This window comes from Pseudomonas sp. B21-035 (assembly GCF_024748945.1).
GTDB lineage: Bacteria > Pseudomonadota > Gammaproteobacteria > Pseudomonadales > Pseudomonadaceae > Aquipseudomonas.
Genome location: NZ_CP087179.1, coordinates 4,399,276 through 4,423,226, shown reverse-complemented (window position 1 = coordinate 4,423,226; position 23,951 = coordinate 4,399,276). Strand labels below are relative to the sequence as shown.

At 64.7% G+C, this 23,951-nt stretch carries 24 protein-coding genes and 1 riboswitch; of the genes, 17 read left to right on the top strand and 7 right to left on the bottom strand.

All coding sequences use genetic code 11. The features are described 5' to 3' along the window. Window positions 1-4 precede the first annotated feature (4 nt). Together LOY22_RS20150 and LOY22_RS20145 are read right to left on the bottom strand one after the other, a co-directional pair. Entirely contained in the window at window positions 5-1,321 is a 1,317-nt protein-coding gene (locus LOY22_RS20150; RefSeq protein ID WP_258594579.1) for a sorbosone dehydrogenase family protein, read from the bottom strand. Window positions 1,322-1,389: 68 nt separating this feature from the next. Beyond that, complete coding sequence (locus LOY22_RS20145; RefSeq protein WP_045195550.1) at window positions 1,390-1,968, bottom strand: hypothetical protein; 579 nt, start codon at window positions 1,966-1,968, stop codon at window positions 1,390-1,392. Window positions 1,969-2,115: 147 nt separating this feature from the next. Further along, window positions 2,116-2,340, top strand: a riboswitch (cobalamin riboswitch). A gap of 162 nt (window positions 2,341-2,502) precedes the next feature. Between LOY22_RS20145 and cobO the strand changes: the two genes are divergently transcribed. The 14 genes from cobO (at window position 2,503) to LOY22_RS20075 (ending at window position 13,698) form a co-directional block, all read left to right on the top strand. Further along, a complete protein-coding gene (gene cobO / locus LOY22_RS20140) occupies window positions 2,503-3,114 on the top strand; it encodes a cob(I)yrinic acid a,c-diamide adenosyltransferase (protein ID WP_010220352.1) in 612 nt (203 codons plus the stop codon). Beyond that, window positions 3,111-4,406 carry a cobyrinate a,c-diamide synthase gene (locus tag LOY22_RS20135; protein ID WP_045195546.1) on the top strand — a complete coding sequence of 432 codons (1,296 nt, stop codon included), beginning with the start codon at window positions 3,111-3,113 and terminating at the stop codon, window positions 4,404-4,406. The genes cobO and LOY22_RS20135 overlap by 4 nt, the downstream gene beginning before the upstream one ends. After that, window positions 4,397-5,050 (top strand): 5,6-dimethylbenzimidazole synthase, encoded by a 654-nt coding sequence (bluB, locus tag LOY22_RS20130; protein WP_176794226.1) that lies wholly within the window; start codon window positions 4,397-4,399, stop codon window positions 5,048-5,050. Before LOY22_RS20135 ends, bluB begins: the two co-directional genes overlap by 10 nt. Beyond that, the gene (gene cbiB / locus LOY22_RS20125; RefSeq protein ID WP_045195541.1) at window positions 5,050-5,958 is read left to right on the top strand and encodes an adenosylcobinamide-phosphate synthase CbiB; all 909 of its coding nucleotides are present in this window, start codon (window positions 5,050-5,052) and stop codon (window positions 5,956-5,958) included. Before bluB ends, cbiB begins: the two co-directional genes overlap by 1 nt. Then, the gene (cobD, locus tag LOY22_RS20120) at window positions 5,951-6,943 is read left to right on the top strand and encodes a threonine-phosphate decarboxylase CobD (protein ID WP_093380313.1); all 993 of its coding nucleotides are present in this window, start codon (window positions 5,951-5,953) and stop codon (window positions 6,941-6,943) included. Before cbiB ends, cobD begins: the two co-directional genes overlap by 8 nt. After that, window positions 6,940-8,394, top strand: a complete 1,455-nt coding sequence (locus tag LOY22_RS20115) for a cobyric acid synthase (protein ID WP_045195538.1) — start codon at window positions 6,940-6,942, stop codon at window positions 8,392-8,394. The genes cobD and LOY22_RS20115 overlap by 4 nt, the downstream gene beginning before the upstream one ends. A gap of 1 nt (window position 8,395) precedes the next feature. Further along, window positions 8,396-8,917 (top strand): bifunctional adenosylcobinamide kinase/adenosylcobinamide-phosphate guanylyltransferase, encoded by a 522-nt coding sequence (cobU, locus tag LOY22_RS20110; protein ID WP_213603476.1) that lies wholly within the window; start codon window positions 8,396-8,398, stop codon window positions 8,915-8,917. Next, a complete protein-coding gene (gene cobT / locus LOY22_RS20105) occupies window positions 8,914-9,969 on the top strand; it encodes a nicotinate-nucleotide--dimethylbenzimidazole phosphoribosyltransferase (RefSeq protein ID WP_093380322.1) in 1,056 nt (351 codons plus the stop codon). Before cobU ends, cobT begins: the two co-directional genes overlap by 4 nt. Next, window positions 9,966-10,535 (top strand): alpha-ribazole phosphatase family protein, encoded by a 570-nt coding sequence (gene cobC, locus LOY22_RS20100; protein WP_093380324.1) that lies wholly within the window; start codon window positions 9,966-9,968, stop codon window positions 10,533-10,535. Before cobT ends, cobC begins: the two co-directional genes overlap by 4 nt. A 1-nt stretch (window position 10,536) precedes the next feature. After that, window positions 10,537-11,265 carry an adenosylcobinamide-GDP ribazoletransferase gene (locus tag LOY22_RS20095; protein ID WP_093380326.1) on the top strand — a complete coding sequence of 243 codons (729 nt, stop codon included), beginning with the start codon at window positions 10,537-10,539 and terminating at the stop codon, window positions 11,263-11,265. 50 nt (window positions 11,266-11,315) lie between these two features. Further along, complete coding sequence (locus LOY22_RS20090; protein ID WP_045195528.1) at window positions 11,316-11,720, top strand: MarR family winged helix-turn-helix transcriptional regulator; 405 nt, start codon at window positions 11,316-11,318, stop codon at window positions 11,718-11,720. A gap of 62 nt (window positions 11,721-11,782) precedes the next feature. Next, the gene (locus LOY22_RS20085; RefSeq protein ID WP_045195526.1) at window positions 11,783-12,985 is read left to right on the top strand and encodes an MFS transporter; all 1,203 of its coding nucleotides are present in this window, start codon (window positions 11,783-11,785) and stop codon (window positions 12,983-12,985) included. After that, on the top strand, window positions 12,982-13,104 hold the full coding sequence (locus LOY22_RS20080; protein ID WP_256326709.1) for a hypothetical protein: 123 nt from the start codon (window positions 12,982-12,984) through the stop codon (window positions 13,102-13,104). Before LOY22_RS20085 ends, LOY22_RS20080 begins: the two co-directional genes overlap by 4 nt. A gap of 42 nt (window positions 13,105-13,146) precedes the next feature. After that, entirely contained in the window at window positions 13,147-13,698 is a 552-nt protein-coding gene (locus LOY22_RS20075) for a glutathione peroxidase (protein WP_093380328.1), read from the top strand. A gap of 6 nt (window positions 13,699-13,704) precedes the next feature. Here LOY22_RS20075 and LOY22_RS20070 read toward each other — a convergent pair whose 3' ends face one another. Next, window positions 13,705-13,968 (bottom strand): DUF2798 domain-containing protein, encoded by a 264-nt coding sequence (locus tag LOY22_RS20070; protein ID WP_093380331.1) that lies wholly within the window; start codon window positions 13,966-13,968, stop codon window positions 13,705-13,707. A 114-nt stretch (window positions 13,969-14,082) separates the two neighbouring features. On the opposite strand from LOY22_RS20070, the gene LOY22_RS20065 reads away from it, so the two are divergent. Then, window positions 14,083-15,015 (top strand): LysR family transcriptional regulator, encoded by a 933-nt coding sequence (locus LOY22_RS20065; protein WP_045195520.1) that lies wholly within the window; start codon window positions 14,083-14,085, stop codon window positions 15,013-15,015. A 42-nt stretch (window positions 15,016-15,057) separates the two neighbouring features. On the opposite strand, the gene LOY22_RS20060 is transcribed toward LOY22_RS20065, so the two are convergent. The 3 genes from LOY22_RS20060 to LOY22_RS20050 form a co-directional block, all read right to left on the bottom strand. After that, window positions 15,058-16,317 carry an OmpP1/FadL family transporter gene (locus LOY22_RS20060; RefSeq protein ID WP_045195518.1) on the bottom strand — a complete coding sequence of 420 codons (1,260 nt, stop codon included), beginning with the start codon at window positions 16,315-16,317 and terminating at the stop codon, window positions 15,058-15,060. A gap of 146 nt (window positions 16,318-16,463) precedes the next feature. Further along, window positions 16,464-16,946, bottom strand: coding sequence for a hypothetical protein (locus LOY22_RS20055; protein ID WP_045195516.1), 483 nt, complete (start codon window positions 16,944-16,946; stop codon window positions 16,464-16,466). Window positions 16,947-17,202: 256 nt separating this feature from the next. Further along, window positions 17,203-17,427, bottom strand: coding sequence for a hypothetical protein (locus tag LOY22_RS20050; protein WP_045195514.1), 225 nt, complete (start codon window positions 17,425-17,427; stop codon window positions 17,203-17,205). A 969-nt stretch (window positions 17,428-18,396) separates the two neighbouring features. Here LOY22_RS20050 and LOY22_RS20045 point away from each other — a divergent pair. Both LOY22_RS20045 and rmuC read left to right on the top strand, forming a co-directional pair. After that, on the top strand, window positions 18,397-18,825 hold the full coding sequence (locus tag LOY22_RS20045; protein ID WP_093387352.1) for a tetratricopeptide repeat protein: 429 nt from the start codon (window positions 18,397-18,399) through the stop codon (window positions 18,823-18,825). Window positions 18,826-19,008: 183 nt separating this feature from the next. Further along, window positions 19,009-20,397, top strand: a complete 1,389-nt coding sequence (gene rmuC, locus LOY22_RS20040) for a DNA recombination protein RmuC (RefSeq protein ID WP_176794326.1) — start codon at window positions 19,009-19,011, stop codon at window positions 20,395-20,397. Here rmuC and LOY22_RS20035 read toward each other — a convergent pair. Further along, on the bottom strand, window positions 20,369-23,845 hold the full coding sequence (locus LOY22_RS20035; RefSeq protein WP_093380333.1) for a PAS domain-containing hybrid sensor histidine kinase/response regulator: 3,477 nt from the start codon (window positions 23,843-23,845) through the stop codon (window positions 20,369-20,371). The genes rmuC and LOY22_RS20035 overlap by 29 nt on opposite strands. Between the last annotated feature and the right edge of the window lie 106 nt (window positions 23,846-23,951).

Below are 23,951 nucleotides of genomic sequence, written 5' to 3'. Positions count from 1 at the left end.
CGGCTTACCGGGCCTTGCTCACCCGCCAGATCGTGTTCCCGACATCATCGGCTACCAGCAGCCCGCCGCGCTGATCGTTGATCACCCCGACCGGCCGGCCCATGGCCTTGCCTTCATCATTGAGAAACCCGCTGAGCACGTCGATCGGCTTGCCCGCAGGTTTGCCGGCAGTGCTGAAGGGTACGAAGATCACCTTGTAGCCACTGTGCGGTTTGCGGTTCCACGAGCCATGCTGGCCAATGAACGCGCCTTGCTCGAACGGTGCCGGCAGCACCCCTGCTTCGGCGAAGGTCAGGCCCAGCGACGCCGTGTGCGGCCCCACCGCATAGTCCGGGGCAATGGCGCTGGCCACCAGGTTCGGATCAGACGGGTTGACCCGCTGATCGATGTGCTGGCCGTAATAGCTGTAGGGCCAGCCATAGAAGCCGCCATCCTTGACCGAGGTAATGTAGTCGGGCACCAGGTCGCTGCCGATCTCGTCACGCTCGTTGACTGCGGTCCACAGCTGTCCGGTGTGCGGCTCCCAGGCCAGGCCGTTGGGGTTGCGCAGGCCTGAGGCGAAGATCCGCGTCTGGCCGCTGGCCGGGTCGACTTCCCAGATCGCCGCGCGGCCTTTTTCCTGGTCCATGCCGTTCTCACCGACATTGCTATTGGAGCCGACGGTGACGTAGAGCTTCTTGCCGTCACGGCTGGCGATCACGTTCTTGGTCCAGTGATGGTTCAGCGTGCCGCCCGGTAGTTCGGCCACGGCTGTACCCGGGCCCTTGATCGAAGTCGCGCCGGGTTCATAGTGAAAGCGCAGCAGGCGATCGGTGTCGGCAACGTAGAAATCATTGCCGACCAGGGCCATGCCGAACGGTGAATTGAGGTTCTCGACAAAGGTCGTACGGGTTTCCGCCACGCCGTCGTGGTCGCTGTCGCGTAGCAGGCTGATGCGGTTGGCGCTGGGCACGCCGGCGCCGGCGCGGTCCATGACTTTGCCCATCACCCAGCCGCGAATACCCTTGCCGTCATCGGGCTTGGGCGGGGCATTGGTTTCGGCTACCAGGATGTCGCCGTTGGGCAGGGCATAGAGCCAGCGCGGGTGGTCCAGGCCTGCGGCGAAGGCCGCCACCTGGGTGCCGGGCGCAGCCTTGGGCGTCATGCCCTGGGGCCAGCCAATGGCGGGGGCGATGTTGACGGTGGGGATCAGGGTCTTGTTCGGTTCGGGCAATTGCGGCGACGGGCCGACCCCGTCGCTGACCTCAAGGCGGGCGTTCTCGCCGCAGCCGCTTAACCCCGCAGTCACTGCCAGCAGCAGTGCAATCGGCTTGATACCCATGTCGTTTCCCTCGCAATGATGGCCGCTATTGCCAGTAGAGGCACGCCAGGCGTGGGAGGTTCCCCGGGTCAGGCCTGCTTGAGCAACAGGGCGATGCCGGGGTGATACTGGCCGGCTTCGTTGTGCAGCTTGCGGTAGGCGTAGGGAAAGTACCAGGCGATGGCGCAGGCGTTATGCTTTTGCAGGTCGTCGACCAGGTCCTGCAGCTCTTCGGGGCTGGCGTGCTGGCCGGCTTTCCAGGGGCTGGCGAACAGCGCAGCGACTTTAAGCTGGCTGGGCGCGGCAATTTGCCGAGCAGCCTGGACGGTTTCGCCCAGGGCGTTATTCAGGTCGAGCTTGGCGATGCGTGGCCAGCGCTGGCTGGCCTGCAGGTAGGCGGCCTCTTCGCGGTTGGCGATGTACAGGTCGCAGCGGCCTTCGCGATCGCCGTCATCGCGCTGCTTCTTGCTCTGGTGCTGCTGCAGGGTCACCAGCTCGGCCTGCCAGGCGGCGGCCGAGAGCAGCCCGAGGTTGGCTTGGGCGCCGTGCCAATAGGGCGCCTCACCGTCACCGAGGGTCTGGTTGAAGCGGTCGATGCAATCGACCCAGCGTTCCAGGGCCGGGCGCAGGAACTCCAGGCGCGCATTATTGATGATCAGGCCTTGCATGCTGCTCTCCCTTATAGTTGTGATCGAGTACAGCCGAGGTGTGGCTATTTGATATCACTGAAGTCAGTGTTGCACAAGATGACAAAGGCGCCATTGATCCAGGCCAGTGCAGCGCCTTTCATTGACGCTCCGGGTGCAACCCTCTAACCTTCGCGACTTGTTTCAGGTGCTCTGCAGGCGATGGCCTGGCAGGGTGAAACAGGGAAGCCGGTGGGCGCGTAAAACGCGCGAATCCGGCGCTGCCCCCGCAACGGTAGGTGAGTCAAGGCTGTGCAGGGCCACTGGGCATTCATGCCCGGGAAGGCGCGTAGCCCCGGGTGTCGATGGCCCCGCTCACAAGCCCGGAGACCGGCCTGTAACAGCCAACGGCATCACGGAGGGTGATGCGCGGTTCCTCCGGCCTGTGCCGCAGCCCTGCGCGTTTTCCGTCTGCCATATCCATTCATCTGTCACGCCCGTTCCTTCGATACGCTGAGCAGCCGTCGGCTGCTGCGTTCGTTGCAGATCGGCCGACAGTGGTTTGCGGAGAACCTCATGACTGAATCCACCGAGCGCGACGAACGCCACCTGGCGCGCATGCAGCGCAAAAAGGCCGTGATCGACGAGCGCATCGCCAACTCGCCCAACGAATGCGGCTTGCTGCTGGTACTTACCGGCAACGGCAAGGGCAAGAGCAGTTCGGCCTTCGGCATGCTTGCCCGGGCCATGGGCCACGGCATGCAGTGTGGCGTGGTGCAGTTCATCAAGGGCCGCAACAGCACTGGCGAAGAGCTGTTCTTCCGGCGCTTTCCCGAGCAGGTGCGCTACCACGTGATGGGCGAGGGCTTTACCTGGGAAACCCAGGACCGCCAGCGCGACATCGCCGCCGCCGAAGCTGCCTGGGCAGTGTCGCGGCAGATGCTCCAGGACCCGTCGATCGCCTTCGTGGTGCTTGATGAACTGAACATCGCCCTCAAGCACGGCTACCTCGACCTCGACCAGGTGCTCAGCGACCTGCAGGCGCGCCCGCCGATGCAGCACGTGATCGTCACCGGTCGCGCGGCCAAAGACGAAATGATCGAACTGGCCGACACCGTCACCGAAATGGGCATGATCAAGCACGCCTTCCAGGCCGGCATCCGCGCCCAGAAGGGCGTCGAACTATGAGTGATGCGCGCCATTGCCCGGCGGTATTGATCGCCGCCCCGGCCTCCGGCCAGGGCAAGACCACGGTGACCGCCGCACTGGCGCGCCTGCATCGCAACCAGGGGCGCAAGGTCCGCGTGTTCAAGTGCGGCCCGGACTTTCTTGACCCGATGATCCTCGAGCGCGCCAGTGGTGCGCCGGTGTATCAGCTCGACCTGTGGATGGTCGGCGAGCAGGAAAGCCGCCGGCTATTGTGGGAGGCGGCGGGCGAGGCCGACCTGATCCTCATCGAAGGGGTCATGGGCCTGTTCGACGGCACGCCATCGAGCGCCGACCTGGCCCGGCATTTTGGCGTGCCGGTGCTGGCGGTGATCGATGGCACCGCCATGGCCCAGACCTTCGGCGCCCTGGCCCTGGGCCTGGCGCGCTATCAGCCGGACCTGCCGTTTGCCGGGGTGTTGGCCAACCGTGTCGGTACCCTGCGCCATGCCCAGTTGCTTGAAGGCAGCCTGACCGAGGGGTTGCGCTGGTACGGTGGGCTGTCGCGAGAAACCGGCATCGAATTGCCGAGCCGTCACCTGGGGCTGGTGCAAGCCAGTGAACTGAACGACCTTGATGCGCGGCTGGATGCTGCCGCAGCGGCCCTGGGCGCCAGTTGCGATGCGGCGTTGCCGCCAGCGGTGCGCTTTGCCGCGCCGACCGAGTTTGCCATCGAGCCGTTGCTGCAAGGTGTGCGCATTGCGGTTGCCCGCGACGAAGCCTTTGCCTTTACCTATGGCGCCAACCTCGACCTGCTGCGGGCCATGGGCGCGCAGCTGGCGTTCTTCTCGCCGCTGCATGACACAAGCTTGCCGCCAGCCGACAGCTTGTATCTGCCTGGCGGTTACCCCGAATTGCATCACCAGGCGCTGGCGGCCAACACACCGATGCTCGAGGCTATCCGCGCCCATCACCACGCCGGCAAGCCGTTGCTCGCCGAATGCGGCGGCATGCTCTACCTGCTCGATGCGCTCACCGATGTTGCCGGCGAGCGTGCCGAACTGCTCGGCCTGCTGGCAGGCGAGGCAGTGATGCAAAAGCGCCTGGCCGCCTTGGCCCTGCAGGCCGTAGAGCTGCCTGAAGGCACCTTGCGCGGGCACACCTATCATCATTCGCTGACCCATACCGAGCTTGAGCCGGTTGCCCGCGGCCAGAGCCCCAACGGTGGTCGTGGTGCCGAGGCGGTGTACCGCCAGGGGCGCTTGACCGCCTCCTACGTGCATTTCTATTTTGCTTCCAACCCCCAGGCGTCGGCGGCGCTGCTGTGTCCATGACTGAACATGCTTTTACCGAGGCCGAACGTGCGGCGGTCTACCGCGCCATCGGCGAGCGTCGCGACATGCGTCACTTCAGTGGCGGCGAAGTCGCCCCCGAGTTGCTCGCGCGGCTGCTTGAGGCCGCGCACCAGGCGCCCAGCGTCGGGCTGATGCAGCCCTGGCGTTTCATCCGTATCACCCAGCGCGAGCTGCGCCAGCGGATCCAGGCCCTGGTGGAAGAGGAGCGCCTGCGTACAGCGCAGGCGCTCGGCGAGCGCTCCGATGACTTCATGAAACTCAAGGTCGAAGGCATCAACGACTGCGCCGAGCTGCTGGTGGCGGCGCTGATGGATGGGCGCGAAGCGCACATTTTCGGCCGCCGGACCTTGCCGGAGATGGACCTGGCGTCGTTGTCCTGTGCGATCCAGAACCTGTGGCTGGCGGCCCGCGCCGAAGGTCTGGGCATGGGCTGGGTGTCGCTGTTCGAGCCCCGGGCCCTGGCCGAGCTGCTCGGCATGCCGGCCGGTGCCAAGCCGTTGGCAATCCTCTGCCTGGGCCCGGTTCACGAATTTTACCCGGCGCCGATGCTGGTGCTTGAAGGCTGGACCACAGCGCGGCCGCTGCACGACATGCTGTTTGAAAACCAGTGGGGGGAGTCTTGATGAGCGTGGCGTTGCTGACAGTGGCCGGGGTGGCGCTGGATGCGCTGCTGGGCGAGCCCAAGCGCCGGCATCCGCTGGTAGCCTTCGGGCGCCTGGCCGGGCGCCTGGAGCAGCGCTTGAATGCCGGCGGCCGAGGCTGGCGCAGCCACGGCGTCAGCGCCTGGTTCCTGGCGGTGGTGCCGCTAACCTTCATCGCCATGCTGTTGTCCTGGCTGCCGTACATTGGCTGGCTGATTGAAGTTTTGGCGCTGTACTGCGCCCTCGGCCTGCGCAGCCTTGGCGAGCACGTAACGCCGGTGGCCGAAGCCCTGCGCCAGGGCGACCTGGAAAAAGCCCGCCAGCGCGTCGGTTATCTGGTCAGCCGCGAAACCCGCGAGCTGGACGAAACCGCCGTGGCCCGCGCCGCCACCGAGTCGGTGCTGGAGAACGGCAGCGATGCGGTGTTCGCCGCGCTGTTCTGGTTTGTCGTTGCCGGCGTACCGGGGGTGGTGCTCTATCGTCTGAGCAACACCCTCGACGCCATGTGGGGCTATCGTAATGAACGCTTCGAGCGTTTTGGCTGGGCCGCGGCGAAGATCGACGATGTGCTCAACTATATTCCGGCACGCTTGGTGGCGCTGACTTACGCGCTGCTGGGCAAGACCCGCCTGGCCCTGAGCTGCTGGCGGCGCCAGGCGCCGTTGTGGGACAGCCCCAATGCCGGGCCGGTGATGGCGGCCGGGGCCGGAGCCCTGGGCGTCGAGCTGGGCGGGCCGGCGGTGTATCACGGCGAGCTGCACGAGCGCCCGCAACTGGGCGAAGGCCCGCAGGCCGATGCCGACGCCATCGAACGCGGTTGGCGCCTGGTTTGCCAGGGCGTGTGGTTGTGGTTGCTGCTGTTGTGCCTGGGGGCTGAATTCTATGCTTGAACACGGTGGTCGCCTGCAACGCGCAGTGCAGCAATACGGCATCGCCCGCGAAGACTGGCTGGACCTGTCCAGCGGCATCGCCCCGTGGTCTTATTCCATCCCTGAGATTCCGCTGCGGGCCTGGGCGCGCTTGCCCGAAACCGAAGACGGCCTCGAGCAGGCGGCCCGTGATTACTATCAGGTCGAGCAACTGTTGCCAGTGGCCGGCTCCCAGGCGGCGATCCAGGCTTTGCCACGCCTGCGTCGCCCCGGCACGGTCGGGGTGCTGTCGCCGTGCTACGCCGAACACGCCGAAGGCTGGCGCCGCGCTGGGCACCGGGTGCGCGAGTTGCCGCTGGACCAGGTCGATTATTACCTCGACAGCCTCGACGTGCTGGTGGTGGTCAACCCCAACAACCCCACCGGGCAGCTGATTGCTGCCGAGCAACTGCTGGAATGGCATGGTCGCCTGGCCCGCCGTGGCGGCTGGCTGCTGGTTGATGAAGCGTTCATGGACAACACCCCGCAACACAGCATTGGCGCCCATGCCGAGCGCAGCGGGTTGATCGTGCTGCGCTCGTTCGGCAAGTTCTTCGGCTTGGCCGGCGTACGCCTGGGCTTTGTTCTGGCCGAGCGCCAGTTGTTGCAACTGCTCGCCGAACAGCTCGGGCCCTGGACCATCAGCGGCCCGACGCGGATCCTCGGCCAGGCCTGCCTGCTCGACGGCGCCGCCCATCAGCAGCAGATCATCCGCTGCGCCGCTGCCAGCCAGCGCCTGGCCGAGGTGCTCAGTGCGGCAGGTTTCGCCCCCAGCGGCAGCTGCGACCTGTTCCAGTACCTGGTCACCGAGCAGGCGCCGCGCCTGCATGAATTCATGGCCCGGCGCGGCATCCTCCTGCGCCTGTTCAGCCAGCCGCCGAGCCTGCGTTTCGGCCTGCCGGCCAGTGAACCGGACTTTCAGCGCCTGGCCCAGGCTTTCAGCGATTACCGCAAGGAACAAGCATGACCACCCTGATGGTGCAGGGCACCACCTCCGATGCCGGCAAAAGCACCCTGGTGACCGCGCTGTGCCGCTGGCTGTTGCGCCAGGGCATTGCCGTGGTGCCGTTCAAGCCGCAGAACATGGCGCTCAACAGTGCCGTGACCGCCGAGGGCGGCGAGATCGGCCGCGCCCAGGCGGTGCAGGCGCAGGCCGCGGGCCTGGCGCCCCACACCGACATGAACCCGGTGCTGCTCAAGCCCAACAGCGACACCGGCGCCCAGGTGATCGTCCATGGCCGCGCGGTCACCAGCATGAACGCCGTGGCCTATCACGACTACAAGGCCATCGCCATGCAGGCCGTGCTGGCTTCGCACCAGCGCCTGAGCGCGGCCTATCCGGTGGTAATGGTCGAAGGCGCCGGCTCGCCGGCTGAAATCAACCTGCGTGCCGGCGACATTGCCAACATGGGCTTTGCCGAGGCAGTCGACTGCCCGGTGATCCTGATTGCCGACATCAATCGGGGCGGGGTGTTTGCGCATCTGGTCGGTACCCTGGAGTTGCTCTCGACGAGCGAACAGGCGCGGGTCAAAGGCTTTGTCATCAACCGTTTTCGTGGCGATATCGCCTTGCTCCAGCCGGGTCTGGACTGGCTTGAAGAACGTACCGGCAAGCCAGTGCTGGGCGTGCTGCCCTATGTGCTGGACCTGCACCTGGAAGCCGAAGACGGTATCGACCAGCGCCAGGGCCTCAAGGCCGGGCGCCAGCTCAAGGTGATCGTGCCGGTGCTGCCGCGCATCAGCAACCACACCGATTTCGACCCGCTGCGCCTGCACCCGCAGGTCGATCTGCAGTTTATCGGCCCCGGTCAGCCGATTCCGCCCGCTGACCTGATCATTTTGCCTGGCTCCAAGAGCGTGCGCGGCGACCTGGCGCAATTGCGTGAGCGTGGTTGGGACCAGGCGATCAGTCGCCACCTGCGTTACGGCGGCAAGGTCCTGGGCATTTGCGGCGGGCTGCAGATGCTCGGCCAGCGGGTGGAAGACCCCTTGGGCCTGGAAGGCCCAGCAGGAGCCAGCGATGGCCTCGGTCTGCTGGATTTTGTCACCGTGCTCGAAGCCGAAAAGCAGCTGCGCAATGTCGCCGGCACCCTGCAGCTGGAGCAGGCGGCCATCAGCGGCTACGAGATTCATGCCGGGGTAACCCAGGGGCCGGCGCTGGAGCGCCCGGCAGTGTTGCTCGACGGCGGCCGCGCCGATGGCGCCATCAGCGCCGACGGGCAGATCCTCGCCACCTACCTGCATGGCCTGTTCGAGGCGCCGCATTGCTGCGCCGCGCTGTTGCGCTGGGCCGGGCTGCAGGAGGTCGAGCAGATCGACTACCACGCCCTGCGCGAACGCGACATCGAGCGCCTGGCCGACCTGGTCGAGCAGCACCTGGACACCGCGCGCCTGCGCCAACTCTGCGGACAGAACTGAAATGCTCAACCTGATCCTTGGCGGCGCCCGTTCGGGCAAGAGCCGCCTGGCCGAACAACTGGCGGTGCAGAGCGGCCTGGCGGTCACCTACATCGCCACCAGCGAACCGCTCGACGGCGAGATGAATGCACGGGTGCAGTTGCACCGCGAGCGGCGTCCGGCCGAGTGGGGATTGATCGAAGAGCCGCTGGAGTTGGCGCGGGTGCTGCGTGCCACTGCCAGTGCCGAGCGCTGCCTGCTGGTCGATTGCCTGACCCTGTGGCTGACCAACCTGCTGATGCTCGACAACCCTGAGCGCCTGGCGGCCGAACGCACGGCGCTGCTCGAGTGCCTGGCAGCGTTGCCGGGCGAAATCATACTGGTCAGCAACGAAACCGGCCTGGGCGTGGTGCCCATGGGCGAGCTGACCCGCCGTTATGTCGATGAAGCAGGCGCGCTGCACCAGGCCATTGCCGAGCGCTGCCAGCGCGTGGTGCTGACTGTCGCCGGCTTGCCGCTTACCCTGAAAGGACCTGCACTATGAGTCAAACCTGGTGGCGTGAAGCCTGTCGAGCTGTCGACCCGATTGTTCGCGAACAGGCCCTGGCGCGGCAACAGCAACTGACCAAGCCGGCAGGCTCGCTGGGTCGCCTGGAGCAGCTGGCAGTGCAACTGGCCGGCTTGCAAGGCCAGCTCAAGCCGAGCGTCGAGCAGGTGTGGATCGCGATTTTTGCCGGCGATCACGGTGTGGTCGCCGAAGGTATCTCGGCTTACCCGCAGGCGGTGACCGGGCAGATGCTGCTCAATTTCGTCAGCGGCGGCGCTGCGATCAGCGTGCTGGCGCGGCAGCTGAATGCTCAACTGGAAGTGATCGACCTGGGTACCATCGACCTGGCCCTGGACCTGCCGGACGTGCGCCACCTGCGCGTCGGCCCGGGCACGGCCAACTTCGCTCGGGTACCGGCGATGACCTACGAACAAGGCCTGCAGGCTCTGCAAGGCGGGCGCGAGAGTGCCCTGCGCGCGGCCGCCAGCGGCGCCCGGTTGTTTATCGGCGGCGAGATGGGCATCGGTAACACCACCGCCGCCAGCGCCCTGGCCTGCGCCGTGCTCGGTTGTCCGGCCAGCGAGCTCAGTGGTCCGGGTACCGGCCTGGACGCCGCCGGTGTGCGGCACAAGGCCGAGGTCATCGAGCGCGCCTTGCTGCAGCATGCCAATCTTGGCGACGACCCGCTGCAGCGGCTGTTGTGTTTTGGTGGTTTCGAGATCGCCGCGCTGGTCGGCGCCTACCTGGGTTGCGCCCAGGCTGGTGTTGCGGTGCTGGTGGATGGGTTTATCTGCACCGTTGCCGCGCTGGTGGCGACGCGTATCAATCCGGGTTGCCGCGACTGGCTGCTGTTCGGTCATCGCGGCGCCGAGCCCGGTCATCGCCGGGTGCTCGCCGAACTCGACGCCGAGCCGCTGCTGGAGCTGGGCCTGCGCCTGGGCGAGGGCAGTGGTGCGGCACTGGCGGTGCCGCTGTTGCGCCTGGCCTGTGACCTGCACGGGCAGATGGCGACCTTCGCCGAAGCTGCGGTAGCGGACCGCCCGGCATGATCATCGACCTGCTGCGCCACGGAGAAACCGAACTGGGCGGCGGCCTGCGCGGTAGCCTCGACGATGCCCTGACTGACAATGGCTGGGCGCAGATGCGCGCGGCGGTGAGTGATGCCGGCCCTTGGGATGCATTGGTCAGCTCGCCATTGCAGCGCTGCGCACGCTTTGCCCAGGAGCTGGGCGCGCAGTTGAACCTGCCGCTGCAGCTGGCGCCGGGGCTGCAAGAGCTGCATTTCGGTGAGTGGGAAGGGCGCAGCGCGGCAGCGCTGATGCTCACCCATGAAGCCGAGCTCGGCCGGTTCTGGGCTGACCCTTATGCCTACACACCGCCAGGTGGCGAGCCGGTGGCGGATTTCTCCGTACGGGTGTTGCAGGCCATCAGCATCTTGCACCAGGCCCATGCCGGCCAGCAGTTGCTGCTGGTCACCCACGGTGGCGTCATGCGCCTGTTGCTGGCCCGCGCCCGTGGCCTGCCGCGTGAACAGCTGCTGCAGGTCGAAGTGGCCCATGGTGCCTTGTGCCGCCTGGAACTGCTGGCCGACGGCAGCCTGCGCGAGGTGTGCTGAGATGCTGGGGTTCTGGATCGCCCTGCAGTTTCTCAGCAGCTTGCCGGTGCGCCTGCCGGGCATGCCGGCGCCGGAACAAATGGGCCGCTCATTGCTGTTTTACCCGCTGGTAGGGCTGTTGTTCGGGGTGGTGCTCTGGGGGTTGAACGCGCTGCTGGCCGGTAGCCCGGTGCTGTTGCACGCCGCCTTGCTGCTCAGCGCCTGGGTGCTGCTCAGCGGCGCCTTGCACCTGGACGGCCTGGCCGACAGCGCCGATGCCTGGCTCGGCGGTTTCGGCGACCGCGAACGTACCTTGCTGATCATGAAAGACCCGCGCAGCGGGCCGATTGCCGTGGTCACCCTGGTGCTGGTGCTGCTGCTCAAGTTCTGCGCCTTGCTGGCGTTGATCGAGCGCGGTGACGGGCTGCTGCTGGTGCTCGCACCGCTGATCGGCCGCGCGGGGTTACTGGGCTTGTTCCTGTGCACGCCCTATGTGCGCAGCGGCGGGCTCGGCCAGGCGCTTGCCGATCATTTGCCGCGTCGGGCGGGCCAGCTGGTGATGCTCGTCAGTGCGTTGGCCTGTGTGCTGCTGGCAGGGTTCAAGGGTATAGGGGGGCTGCTGGTTGCCGCCATCGTCTTCGCCTGGCTGCGCCACGTGATGGTGCGCCGTCTGGGTGGCACCACCGGTGATACCGCCGGGGCCCTGCTCGAGCTGCTGGAGCTGGCGGTATTGCTCGCTTTGGTGCTGTGAGCGGCGAATAAAAGCTTGCAGTTGCCAAAGTGCGGGTATATACACGCATTATGTTGACCAGCGAATGCATCTGCACCCACCTGCGTCGCGCCGCCCGTGGGGTGAGCCGACACTACGACGAGGCCCTCGAAGGCTTCGGGATCAATGTCGCGCAGTTTTCCCTGTTGCGTCATTTACGCCGCCTGGATCAACCGAGTATTTCCACGCTGGCCGAGGCCATGGGCCTGGACCGCAGCACCTTGGGGCGCAACCTGCGGGTACTGGAAGCCGAGGGCCTGGTGGCCCTGGCCGAAGGGCAGGACTTGCGCAACCGTATCGTGTTGCTGACCGAGCAGGGCCGGGCACGCCTGCAAGCGGCGGAGCCGGCCTGGGAGCAAGCGCAAAGCGGCTTGATCGAGACCCTCGGCGAAGGTCAGCGTGACGAACTGGTGCGCCTGCTGGAGCTGTTGGCCTGAGCTTTTTACGAGTATAAGCGGGTATATACCCGCATAACCTTGCGGCACTGGAGACAACAAAAATGACATCAGTATGGCGAACCAGTGGGTGGATTCTGCTTGGCGCGGCGCTGATCCTGGCCTTGTCGCTGGGCGTGCGGCACGGCTTTGGCCTGTTCCTGGCGCCGATGAGCGCCGACTTTGGCTGGGGGCGCGGCGTGTTTGCCTTTGCCATTGCCTTGCAGAACCTGATCTGGGGCCTGGCCCAGCCGTTTGCCGGAGCCCTGGCCGATCGCCTCGGTGCTGCCAAGGTGGTGATGGTCGGCGGTATTCTTTATGCCGCCGGCCTTGTGCTGATGGGCATGTCCGACTCGGCCCTGACCCTGTCGCTCAGTGCCGGTTTGTTGATCGGTATCGGCCTGTCGGGCACCTCGTTTTCGGTGATCCTCGGCGTGGTTGGCCGTGCCGTGCCGCCAGAAAAACGCAGCATGGCCATGGGCATTGCCAGCGCCGCGGGCTCCTTCGGCCAGTTCGCCATGCTGCCGGGTACGCTCGGCCTGATCGGCTGGCTGGGCTGGTCGGCGGCCTTGCTGGTGCTGGGTTTGCTGGTGGCCTTTATCGTGCCGCTGGTAGGGCTGCTGCGTGATCGTCCGCTGCCCAGTCAGGGCAATGACCAGACCCTCGGCCAGGCCCTGCGCGAAGCCTGCTCGCACTCCGGTTTCTGGCTGCTGGCCCTGGGCTTTTTCGTCTGTGGTTTCCAGGTGGTGTTCATCGGCGTGCACCTGCCGGCCTACCTGGTCGACCAGCACCTGCCGGCGACCATCGGCACCACAGTGCTGGCGCTGGTCGGGCTGTTCAATATCGTCGGCACCTACACCGCCGGCTGGCTGGGTGGGCGCATGTCCAAGCCGCGGCTGCTGACCGCGCTGTACCTGCTGCGCGCGGTAGTCATCGTGTTGTTCCTGTGGGCGCCAATCAGCCAGTTCAGCGCCTACCTGTTCGGCATTGCCATGGGCCTGCTGTGGCTGTCGACCGTACCCTTGACCAACGGCACCGTGGCCACCCTGTTTGGTGTGCGCAATTTGTCGATGCTCGGCGGTATCGTCTTCCTGTTCCACCAGTTGGGGGCATTTCTGGGCGGCTGGCTGGGCGGGGTGGTGTATGACCGCACCGGCAACTACGATTTGGTCTGGCAAATTTCCATCCTCCTCAGCCTGCTCGCCGCAGCGCTGAACTGGCCAGTACGCGAACGCCCGGTAGCGCGCTTGCAGGCGCAGGCAGCATGAAACGGGTCGCCATTGGCAGCGTGCTCGGCCTCGCCGCGCTATTGCTGCTGGCGCTGGCCTGGTGGGGCTGGCATGAGGGCGGCCTGGCGTTGATGCAGTTGGGCATGGGCGTGTGCTAGGAGTACTCTGAATACTTCGGGAACGTTCGAGGGAGAGAGACGATGCGCGCACGCTGGATGTTGGTTCCGTTGTTGACCTTGGCCGCTGCGGCCAATGCCCTGGCCGCCGATTGCCCGGCGCTGCTCAAGGGCTCGTTGCCGGAGCTGCGCGGCAAGGAGCAGATCGACCTGTGCCAGCGCTTTGCCGGCAAGCCTTTGGTGGTGGTCAATACCGCCAGCTATTGCGGCTTTGCCCCGCAGTTCGAAGGGCTTGAAAGCGTCTACAAGGAGTACCACGAACAGGGCCTGGAAATGCTCGGGGTGCCGTCCAACGACTTCAAGCAGGAAGACGCCGATGCCGAGAAAACCGCCAAGGTCTGCTACGCCAACTATGGCGTGACCTTCACCATGACCCAGGCCCGGCCCGTGCGTGGCGACGATGCCACGCCGCTGTTCAAGGAACTGGCCGCGCAGAGCAGTGCGCCGAAGTGGAATTTCTACAAGTACGTGGTTGATCGCCAGGGCAAGGTTGTGGCCAATTTCACCAGCCTGACCAAGCCGGACGACCCGGCGTTCAAGGCGGCGATTGAAAAGGCCATTGCTTCCCGGCCCTGAGCGGCGTCAGTGGCTCGGGTGCACGGTCCAGGCCACCAGCTTGAGCACGATCGGGCGCACCACCAGCACACAGGCAAAGGCTACTGGCATGGCCAGTTGATAGGCTTTGAGCACGTTGCCCAGGTACTGCTCGTTGATGCCTGCGTTGGCGGCGGTAATCACGAAGCACATCAACAGGGCCATGATTGCCGACATGTAGAAGGCAAACACGTAGGGGGTGGCGCGAACGCCGAGTTTGCGCCGGCCGCGGGCGCTGGTCTGGAAGGTCATGCTGACTCCTTCTGGTGGGTGAGGGGGCAGCCTAGCAAGGGGGCGTTGGACTGCGGTAGACGAGCTGGACTTAGGTCTTTATAAAGAAGATCTTACGAATGCCTGGATGCTGTCATGAACCTGCTCGGTTCGATCAAGAGTTTCATCAAGGTGGTCGAGGCCGGCAGCATCGCCGGTGGCGCTCGCAGCCTGGGCTTGAGTGCCGCCGCAGTGAGCCAGAATATCGCCCGCCTGGAAGCCCACCTGCAGGTGCGCCTGCTGGCGCGTACCACGCGCAGTATGGTGCTGACGCCCAGTGGCAGCCTGTATTACGACAAGGTCAAGCACATCGAGCGCGACCTCGAGCAGGCCCAGCAGGCGGTCACCGCCCCGGACTGCGAGCCCAAGGGGCGCTTGTGCATCGCTTCGTCGTCGGCCTTTGGCCGCCATGTACTGGCGCCGCTGATTCCGGCCTTCAGTGCACGCTACCCGCAGCTTTCAATTGAATTGGTTACGAATGATCGGCGGGTCAACCACGCCCAGGAAGGCGTTGATGTCAGTATCCGCATCCAGCCACAACTCGAAGACGGCCTGCTGGCCCGGCACATTGCCCGGGTGCCGTTCATTTGTTGCGCTTCCCCGGGCTATCTGGCGGCGGCCGGTTGGCCGCAATCGCCCGAGCAGCTCAAGGAACACCGCTGCCTGGTGTTCCGCTACCCGGTGGACGGGCGCTTTTTGCGCTGGGGCTTTATCCGCGAGGGGCTGCGTTTTGATGCCGAGTTCGACAAGGTGCTGATCAGCGATGACATCGACGTACTGACGCAGATGGCGGTGCGCGATGGCGGTATCGCTCGCCTGGCCGAGTTCGTCGCCCGCCCTTTGCTCGAGCGCGGCCAGCTGGTGGCGTTGTTCGAGTATTCGCAGCCGGCACGGGCCTACGCCCAGACCGAACCGATGGATGTCTACCTGTGCGTGGCCGACCGTTTCGCCTTGAGCCCCAAGGTGCGGGCGTTCATGGAGTACCTCCAGCTGGAAGTCGGGCACGCCTGGCCGATTGCTCAGGCATAAAAAAACCGCCGATGACGGCGGTTTTTCGTTGCGGCGCTGTTATCAGAAGCGATAGGTCAGCGACGCGCCAATACCGTGAGCGCTGTTTTCGTACTTGGCGTTGTACGAACCCTTGGTCGGGCTGGCCAGGTTGACCTTGGTGTCTTCTTCCCACAGGTAGGAGTACGCCACGTCGATGGTCATGTCGTCGGTTGGGCTGTAGCCGGCGCCCAGGCTGAAGATCTTGCGATCGCCAGTCGGGATGCGTGGCGAACGGTCGTGGTTGTTGGTCGGCGACTGGTCGACGGTGAAGCCGGTACGCAGTACCCACTCCTTGTTCAGCTTGTAGGACGCGCCGATGGCGTGGGCCCAGGTGTCGTGCCAGTTCTGCTCTTCGCTGATGGTGCCGAACTGGCCGGCCAGCGGGGCAGGAACCTTGTTGGTGACGGTGATGGCTTCCAGGCGGCTCCAGCGGGTCCAGGTGCTACCAGCATAGATAGTCCACTGGTCATCCAGCTCGTGGGTAACCGAGAAGTCGACCGATTCAGGGGTCTTGATCTTCAGTTCAGCGTCGAACTTGCTGCCGCTGAACGGGCCGATCAGGGCGTTGTTGATCTTGGTGTTGCCTTCGAGCTTGTAGTCGACCATCGAGTGGTAGGTCAGGCCCAGGCGGGTCTTGTCGGTGGCCTGGACCAGCACGCCGATGTTGTAGCCGACAGCAGTGTCGTCACCCTTGATTTTCACTTCGCCATCGTTGAAACCCGGGGTGCGCGGGTTGAGGGTGTTGGCGCTGAGCTCACCCTTGATCTTGTTGATGGTCGGGCCGAAACCGATCGACACCTTGTCGTTGAAGGCGTAGCTGATGGTTGGCTGGAAGGTGACCACTTCAACGTGGCTTTTCTTGCCCCAGTAACGGCTGGCGGCAGTGCTCTCGTAATCGGTGACCAGGCCGAACGGCGCGTAGACACCGAAACCGACGGTCCAGTGATCATCCAGAGGCTTGACGTAGTAGCCCATGGGCACGCCGACGAACGGCACCATGTCGCCGTCGGTGGTGCCACCTGGGCGCCCGCCGCCGGAAATATCGGACTTGGCGATGACGGCTGCGCCGCCAACGGTGATCTGCTCGCGTTTCAGGCGCGACATACCGGCAGGGTTGCCGAATACGGTGCTGGCATCATCGGCAGAAGAAGAACGACCCGCGAAACCTGTGCCCATGCCACTGACGCTTTGTTCGTTGAGGGCAAAGCCGCTGGCGAACAGTTGAGTCGAGGCGAGAGTGACGGCGAGGCTGAGAGAGGTTTTGAGCATTACTTTTTTCATTATTAGAACTCCTTGGGATCTCCGGGGCGAAAATTACCATCAGTTCGCCCGCAGCGCTATAGGCTGTATCGCAGGAGATAGAGCGGTTTTGTAGGACAATCCGACCAAAATGGCGGGAATTTTCCGATTATGGAAAGCAGTGACTCTCAGCAGGCCTGAAGAGTCACAGGGGCGATGCAGGTTTGCCAGGCGCAGGTGAAATCGCGCAGGCGCCCCTGAGGCTGGAAGGTTTGTCGCCAGATACGTGCAAGCCCGAGCAGATCGTCGGCGGCGGGCAGTTCGGGGGCTTGTTCTTCGATCAGCATCCAGGCGATGGCGGTGGCATAGCGCAGGTTTACGGTCAGTTCCAGGTGCGGGCCGCTGAGGAAGGCATGCTGGCTGGCAAGGCCACGGACCAGGCTGGCGAGATCCGGGTCGCGGGCCAGGAACTGGTCCCAGAGGCTTTGGTGGCGCAGTTCGCCAATGCGGTACAGGCCGTGGCCGCGGCGGTCGTGCAATGCTGAGCCGAGTGCTGACTGGCTGGCGGCGACGCCGAGCAGCAGGGCTTCGGCGCTGGCGCAGTGGCGACCCAGGTAGATCAGGGTCGGACGAATGACAAACTGGCTCAACTCGCTCGCGGCGATACCCATGATGCCCTCGAACTTGAAATTGGCCGGCGGACGCTGGAGCTTGGCAGCTGGAGAGTCGGTCAGGCCCGCCGGAAGCGGCCTTTGCCGCTTGAGTTGAAGTGTAGTGTCATATTCGCGCTGTAAAGGCCTGTTTTTAAAACATTTGCGGCTTTTAGTTATAAATCATATGCCGTGCGGCAATTAGTGATTGCTGGGCGCCAGGCATAAAAAAGCCCCGCCAGAGGGCGGGGCTTGAGCGTTTGCAGCGTCGTGCGGATCAGGCCACCAGGGCCTGACGGGTGCGCTCGATAACGGCCTGCAGCGGCTCGGCTTCGGAGTATTGCTCCGGGTACAGGCGCTCGCTGTGCCGGGCAATGCCGTGCTCGTTGACCAGGGTGAAGCTGAAGCCGCCTTTGCGCGACGCCAGGATCAAGCAGTTCAGAGGGGCAAATGCCTGGGAAAGGGTGCGAATGGCAGCCTGAGTATGAGTAGAGTGATTCATAGTTATTAGATGTTCCTGCAATAGACACGGTTTCGATCCGTGCACATATAAAACGTTCCAGTAACGCGAGCATTTAAGCCGGTGCGAAGAACCTGACTGGAACAGGGCAGCCAGTTTTGGGCGCATTTATCATGTGGCGCTGGGGCTGACTGGTAGGTACGTCAGAGGACAGGCAACAGCCAGGGTCGGGTTCAATGCCGCTGGGTGAAGATCCTGATCAATCTGCAGGTTGGTTCGGTCAGAGTAAGAAGTGATTTACCTGGGGAACCATCGAGTGGGCCGGTCCTGGTTTCAACAGGCCTGTCCGATGTGAGGGGGCAGGGCACTGTAAGGACTGCTTTGGCCAGAATTGACTTTCAGCTTGGTACTAACGGCGGCAAGACTACCGCAGTTTTTCGTTGCTGGCAAGCTTTTTGGCGTTTCGTCTGGCGAGCCGATCAGTATGTCGCGTTCCAGGCTGTCTGTGAAGGGCTAATTCGCCGGCTTTGCAGTGCAACAAGGCAGGGAACGTGCCAATTTCGTGCAGGGAAATGCCTCGCTAAAGGGCGGTTGTGCACACTTGGGGCAGCCCTTGTTACAGCGCTGCAACAAGGCGGCAAGTGGCCGCCAATGACTTGGCCGTTGCCTTAAGTCAATGAAAAAAAACACTTATTTTAGCTGGTGAAAAAATCGACAGTTTGACTGAAAGCCCCATTCCATAGGGGTTTGCGGGGAGGTTTAGGGGGTTGTCCACCGAGTTATCCACAGCTTCTGTGGATTGTCCCGAGCGCTTGCTCTAGGACGGGCGTGCCAGCTTTTTGGCCGGTGTCCGACAATCCTTCGACAGTCTTCCGTCAGGGACAAAATACCCGTCCTGACGTCAAGAAAAAAACACTGAAATATTTTGAAAAAAGTGCAGAAAAGCACCGGGCCATTGTCAGAAAAATGGAGTAGAGTGGCGCGCCTCTCGAGTTGCCTCCGCTGTTTTTTATGAAGTTTCGCTCCAAAAACCTCGTTGCCCCCACTGCCCAGTCGCCTCTGCCCGAGCCCAAGCGCTTCTCCTTGAAAGTGGCCTTGTGGTTGCTCGACAGCCCGCGCCTGGGTGACAACCCCAACGTCAAGCACTTTGCCGGGCGCTTGCTCAAGCAGCCAGCGCGCCAGGGCGTGGTGGTGGCCCAGAGCCGCCTGGGGCAGATGCTCTGCCGTGATTGTGGCAATGCCCGCGACCGCCGGATCGGCCACGAACTGCTGCGCCAGGCGGCGCGCGCCGGTGATCGCCGGGCCCAGCTCGAGTACGGCCGGCTGTGCGCCTTGGGGCAACTGAACGAACCCGCCCAGGGCCGCTACTGGCTCGAACAGGCCGCTGCCCAGGGTTCGCAGGAGGCCTTGCGCCTGCTCAGGCAATTGCCTGAAGCCTGAATGCGGCGCGTGCGCCCAAGGCTGATAAGCTGAGCCGTTGATCGTTGGCCGAGGGAGATCGGGGTGGCTATGGCAGTGGATCTGACCAGCATTGTGCTGGGTATTGTGGTGGCGGCCGTGCCGTCGCTGGCGCTGGTGCTGCAGGTGCAACGGCGCCTGAGTGCGCGCCAGGCCGACGCGGCCTTGCTTGAGGAGCGCCTGAGCAGTGTGCAGCTGGCTCAGGAAGGCTTGCTCGCCCAGCTCGATGCCAGCCGCGACGAAATCAGCGACCTGAGCCAGGCCAATGCCGCCAAGCAGGCGACGCTGGCCGCTCAGGCCCGTGAGCTTGAATTGCTGCAGATCGATCGCGACGAAGCGCGCGATGCCGCCCATGCCTGGCAGCTCGAACGCGCCAGCCGCGAAGCCGAATTGCGTCGCCTGGACGCCCAGAGCGCAGCCCTGAGCGCCGAGCTGCGCGAACAGCAGGAAAGCCATCAGCAACGCCTCGACGACCTGCAAGGCTCGCGTGACGAGCTGCGGGCGCAGTTCGCCGAAATGGCCACGAAGATTTTCGATGAGCGCGAACAGCGCTTCGCCCAGACCAGCCAGCAGCACCTGGGGCAGTTGCTCGACCCGCTCAAGGAGCGCATCCAGGCCTTTGAAAAGCGCGTCGAAGACAGCTATCAGCAAGAGGCCCGCGAGCGCTTCTCGCTGGCCAAGGAGCTTGAACGCCTGCAGCAGCTCAACCTGCGCCTGAGCGATGAGGCCACCAACCTGACCCAGGCGCTCAAGGGCCAGAAGACCCAGGGCAACTGGGGCGAGCTGATTCTGGAGCGGGTGCTGGAGCACGCCGGGCTTGAGAAGGGCCGCGAGTACCAGACCCAGGTCAGCCTCAAGAGCGCCGACGGCGAGCGCTTTCAGCCCGACGTGCTGATCATGCTGCCGGGCGACAAACAGGTGGTGGTCGACTCCAAGGTCAGCCTCACCGCCTACCAGCAGTACGTTGGCGCCGACGACAGCGAGATTGCCCAGGCCGCGCTCAAGCAGCACGTGCTGTCGCTGCGCAACCATGTCAAAGGCTTGTCCGGCAAGGACTACAACCGCCTCGAAGGCCTGCACAGCCTGGATTTCGTCCTGCTCTTCGTGCCTATCGAGGCGGCGTTTTCGGCCGCCTTGCAGGCAGAGCCGAACCTGTTCCAGGAAGCCTTCGACCGCCAGATCGTGATCGTCAGCCCGACCACCTTGCTGGCCACCTTGCGGGTTATCGACAGCCTCTGGAAGCAGGAGCGCCAGAGCCAGAACGCCCGGGAGATCGCCGAGCGTGCCGGTTGGCTGTACGACAAGTTCGTGCTGTTCATCCAGGACCTGGACGAGCTTGGCAGCCGCCTGCAGCAGGTCGACAAAGCCTATAGCGCGGCGCGCAACAAGCTCTGCGAAGGGCGCGGCAACCTGATCAGCCGCAGCGAACAGCTCAAGCTGCTCGGTGCCCGGGCCAGCAAGAGCCTGCCGGCCGACCTGCTCGAGCGCGCCATGAGCGAAGGCGACCCGCTGGCTGCCAGCGCCCTTACTGGACCAGGCTCAGATGCCGATTGAGCAGGGCGCGCAAGGCCGCCGGCTTGACCGGCTTGGCCAGGTAGTCGAGCCCTGCGGCATGCACCTGGGCGACCATCTCGCTGCGCCCGTCAGCGCTGATCACCACGCCGGGGACCGGCTCGCCCAGGCGTGTGCGTAACCAGGCCATCAGCTCGGTGCCGACCTCGCCGTCGTCAAGGTGGTAGTCCACCAGCGCCAGGTGCGGGCGCAGGCCGCTTGCCAGCAAGGCTTCACACTCGGCGCGATTGCGCGCGATGGATACCTGGCAGCCCCAGCGGCTGAGCAGGCTGTTCATGCCGATAAGGATGCTGTCTTCGTTGTCGACGCACAGCACCTGCAGGCCTGCCAATGGCTGCCCGGCCTGTTCGGCAGGGCTGGCCACCGGGGCCGCCGGCGCCGTGGCCAGCGGCACGCTGACGCGGAACACGCTGCCCTTGCCCGGCCACGACTGCACCTCAAGCGGATGGCCAAGCACCTTGCACAGGCCATCGGCGATCGCCAGGCCCAGGCCCAGGCCTTTTTCCGCGCGGGTCTGGTGGCTGTCCAGGCGTTTGAATTCCTCGAAGATCACCTGCAGCTTGTCGTCGGCGATGCCGCTGCCACGGTCCCAGACCTCCAGCCACAAGCGCCCCTGCTGGCGGCGCACGCCGAGCAGAATCGGGCTTTTGCCATAGCGGAAGGCGTTGGTGAGGAAGTTCTGCAGAATCCGGCGCAGCAGTTTCATGTCGCTCTGCACCCGCAGGCGGCTGCCGCGCAGGCGGAAATCCAGGCCTTGCTGCTGGGCCAGAACCTTGAATTCAGCGCCGAGGGTGTCGAACAGTTCGTTGAGGGCGAAGGGTTTGACGTCCGGGGTGATCTTGCCGTTTTCCAGGCGCGAGATGTCCAGCAGGTCGCTGATCAGCTCTTCGGCCGAACGCAGCGAGCTGTCCATGTGCTGGACCAGTTGCTGGGCATCGGCCGACAAGCCATCGCCCTGATGCGACAGCGCCGCCGAGAACAGCCGCGCGGCGTTCAGCGGCTGCATCAGGTCGTGGCTGACCGCTGCGAGGAAGCGGGTCTTGGACTGGTTGGCGGCCTCGGCGTGGCTCTTGGCTTCGCTCAGTGCCTGGTTCAGTTGCGACAGCTCGTGGGTGCGTTCGGCGACCCGTTGCTCAAGGCTTTCGTTGGCGCCCTTGAGCGCCTGTTCGGCTTCGCGGAACGGGGTGATGTCGGTAAAGCTCATGACAAAGCCGCCGCCGGGCATCGGGTTGCCGATCAGTTCGATCACCCGGCCGTTGGGGAACAAGCGCTCGGAGGTATGCGCACGGCCCTGGCGCATCCAGTGCAGGCGCCTGGCCACGTGCACCTGGGCCTCGCCCGGGCCGCACAGGCCGCGCTCGGCGTTGTAGCGGATAATGTCGGCAATCGGCCGGCCGACGCTGATCAGCCCGTCGGGGTAGTTGAACAGCTCCAGGTAGCGGCGGTTCCAGGCCACCAGGCGCAGCGACTGGTCGACCACGCTGATGCCCTGGCTGATGTTCTCGATTGCCCCTTGCAGCAGGGCGCGGTTGAACTGCAGCACTTCCGAGGCTTCGTCAGCGATGCGCACCACGTCCTCAAGCTGCATGTCGCGGCCTTCGATCGCGGCCTTGACCACTGCGCGGGTCGAGGAGGTGCCGAGCACGCCGGCGAGCAGGCGCTCGGTGTGTTCGATCCATTCGCCGTCGGCATTCTGGTTGGGGTTGAAACCCTTGCCCTGGCGATAGGCAAAACGGATGAAACTCTGCCGCGCGCGCTCTTCACCCACAAAGCGCGCAGCCAGGTGCAGCAGGTCGTCGATCTGCACCGCCAGCAGCGACCGGCTGCTGGGGCGGGCGCTGGTCTGCTGGCCGATGAAACGCCCGGCCTGCCAGTGCTCGGACACCCGTGTGCGCGAGAGGATCGACACCCAGGCGAACAGGGTGAAGTTACCCGCCAGCGACAGCACCACGCCTTGGGTCAGCGGCGTGATCGGCAGGTTCAGCGGGTTGCCATGCAGCCAGGCCAGGCCCGGGAACAGCTCCAGCGACCAGCCCAGGCTATGGGCGGCAATCGGCAGCACCAGGGTGTAGAACCACAGGAACACCCCGGCGGCCAGGCCCGCGAACACCCCGCGGCGGTTGGCCTGCTTCCAGTACAGGGCGCCAAGCATGGCCGGGGTCAGCTGGGTCACGGCGGCAAACGCCACCTGGCCGATGGTCGCAAGGCTTGCGGTAGAGCCGAGCAGGCGGTAGCTGACATAGGCCAGCAAAAGGATGACGACGATGGTCACCCGGCGTACCGAGAGCATCCAGTGGCGGAAGGCTTCGAACGGTCGCTCGGCGTTGTTGCGCCGCAGCAGCCAGGGCAGCAGCATGTCGTTGGAAACCATGGTCGACAGCGCCACGGCCTCGACGATGACCATGCCGGTGGCCGCCGACGCGCCGCCGATAAAGGCCAGCAGGGCCAGCGCCGGATGCGCCTCGGCAAGCGGCAGGCTGATCACGAAGGAGTCGGGCAGCACCGAGTCGGGCAGCAGCATCTGCCCGGCCAGAGCGATTGGTACCACGAACAGCGCGGCGAGGATCAGGTACATCGGGAACACCCAGCGCGCCAGGCGCAGGTCCTGGGGTTCGATGTTCTCCACCACGGTGACGTGGAACTGGCGCGGCAGGCAGATGATCGCCATCATCGCCACGCCGGTCTGCACGATCATCGACGGCCAGTTGATGGTTTCGTTCCAGAAGCCTTCCAGGCGTGGCGCCAGTTGCGCCTTGCTGAACAGGTCTTCGAAACCGTTGAACAGGCCGAAGGTGACGAAGGCGCCGACGGCGAGGAACGCCAGCAGCTTGACCAGCGATTCGAAGGCAATCGCCAGGACCATGCCGCGGTGGTGTTCGGTGACGTCCAGGCTACGGGTACCGAAGACAATCGAAAACAGTGCCAGCACCAGCGACACCACCAGCGCGGTGTCCTGCACACGGCTGCCAGTAGCATCGGCGCCTGCGCCGATCAGCAGGTTGACGCCAAGCACGATGCCCTTGAGCTGCAAGGCGATGTACGGCAGCACGCCGATCAGGCAGATAAGCGCCACCACCACCGCCAGGCTCTGGGATTTACCGTAGCGGGCGGCGATGAAGTCGGCGATCGAGGTGATGTTTTCCTGTTTGCTGATCAGCACCATCTTCTGCAGCACCCAGGGCGCGAACAGCAGCAGTAGCACAGGGCCCAGGTAGATCGGCAGGAACGCCCAGAGTTGTTCGGCGGCCTGGCCGACGGCGCCGAAGAAGGTCCAGCTGGTGCAGTACACCGCCAGCGACAGGCTGTACACCCAGGCACGCAGGCGCGGCGGCAGCGGTGTGCTGCGGCGGTCGCCGTAAAAGGCGATGGCGAACATGATGGCCATATAGGCCAGGGCGACCACGGCGATCAGCCCACTGGACAGCGACATGACAACTCCGAAACAAAAGGGTGATTCAGCCTGACAGCGAACCTCGATCAATCAGTCTGGCACGCCGCAAAGGCTTCGTCAGCGCCGACGATGGTCGCAGTGGCAG

What these genes read in the sequence shown, in the direction of transcription:
- LOY22_RS20150 (WP_258594579.1), bottom strand. Translation starts at nt 1,321, where the DNA reads ATGGGTATCAAGCCGATTGCACTGCTGCTGGCAGTGACTGCGGGGTTA.
- LOY22_RS20145 (WP_045195550.1), bottom strand. Translation starts at nt 1,968, where the DNA reads ATGCAAGGCCTGATCATCAATAATGCGCGCCTGGAGTTCCTGCGCCCG.
- cobO (WP_010220352.1), top strand. Translation starts at nt 2,503, where the DNA reads ATGACTGAATCCACCGAGCGCGACGAACGCCACCTGGCGCGCATGCAG.
- LOY22_RS20135 (WP_045195546.1), top strand. Translation starts at nt 3,111, where the DNA reads ATGAGTGATGCGCGCCATTGCCCGGCGGTATTGATCGCCGCCCCGGCC.
- cbiB (WP_045195541.1), top strand. Translation starts at nt 5,050, where the DNA reads ATGAGCGTGGCGTTGCTGACAGTGGCCGGGGTGGCGCTGGATGCGCTG.
- cobD (WP_093380313.1), top strand. Translation starts at nt 5,951, where the DNA reads ATGCTTGAACACGGTGGTCGCCTGCAACGCGCAGTGCAGCAATACGGC.
- LOY22_RS20115 (WP_045195538.1), top strand. Translation starts at nt 6,940, where the DNA reads ATGACCACCCTGATGGTGCAGGGCACCACCTCCGATGCCGGCAAAAGC.
- cobU (WP_213603476.1), top strand. Translation starts at nt 8,396, where the DNA reads ATGCTCAACCTGATCCTTGGCGGCGCCCGTTCGGGCAAGAGCCGCCTG.
- cobT (WP_093380322.1), top strand. Translation starts at nt 8,914, where the DNA reads ATGAGTCAAACCTGGTGGCGTGAAGCCTGTCGAGCTGTCGACCCGATT.
- cobC (WP_093380324.1), top strand. Translation starts at nt 9,966, where the DNA reads ATGATCATCGACCTGCTGCGCCACGGAGAAACCGAACTGGGCGGCGGC.
- LOY22_RS20095 (WP_093380326.1), top strand. Translation starts at nt 10,537, where the DNA reads ATGCTGGGGTTCTGGATCGCCCTGCAGTTTCTCAGCAGCTTGCCGGTG.
- LOY22_RS20090 (WP_045195528.1), top strand. Translation starts at nt 11,316, where the DNA reads ATGTTGACCAGCGAATGCATCTGCACCCACCTGCGTCGCGCCGCCCGT.
- LOY22_RS20085 (WP_045195526.1), top strand. Translation starts at nt 11,783, where the DNA reads ATGACATCAGTATGGCGAACCAGTGGGTGGATTCTGCTTGGCGCGGCG.
- LOY22_RS20080 (WP_256326709.1), top strand. Translation starts at nt 12,982, where the DNA reads ATGAAACGGGTCGCCATTGGCAGCGTGCTCGGCCTCGCCGCGCTATTG.
- LOY22_RS20075 (WP_093380328.1), top strand. Translation starts at nt 13,147, where the DNA reads ATGCGCGCACGCTGGATGTTGGTTCCGTTGTTGACCTTGGCCGCTGCG.
- LOY22_RS20070 (WP_093380331.1), bottom strand. Translation starts at nt 13,968, where the DNA reads ATGACCTTCCAGACCAGCGCCCGCGGCCGGCGCAAACTCGGCGTTCGC.
- LOY22_RS20065 (WP_045195520.1), top strand. Translation starts at nt 14,083, where the DNA reads ATGAACCTGCTCGGTTCGATCAAGAGTTTCATCAAGGTGGTCGAGGCC.
- LOY22_RS20060 (WP_045195518.1), bottom strand. Translation starts at nt 16,317, where the DNA reads ATGAAAAAAGTAATGCTCAAAACCTCTCTCAGCCTCGCCGTCACTCTC.
- LOY22_RS20055 (WP_045195516.1), bottom strand. Translation starts at nt 16,946, where the DNA reads ATGGGTATCGCCGCGAGCGAGTTGAGCCAGTTTGTCATTCGTCCGACC.
- LOY22_RS20050 (WP_045195514.1), bottom strand. Translation starts at nt 17,427, where the DNA reads ATGAATCACTCTACTCATACTCAGGCTGCCATTCGCACCCTTTCCCAG.
- LOY22_RS20045 (WP_093387352.1), top strand. Translation starts at nt 18,397, where the DNA reads ATGAAGTTTCGCTCCAAAAACCTCGTTGCCCCCACTGCCCAGTCGCCT.
- LOY22_RS20035 (WP_093380333.1), bottom strand. Translation starts at nt 23,845, where the DNA reads ATGTCGCTGTCCAGTGGGCTGATCGCCGTGGTCGCCCTGGCCTATATG.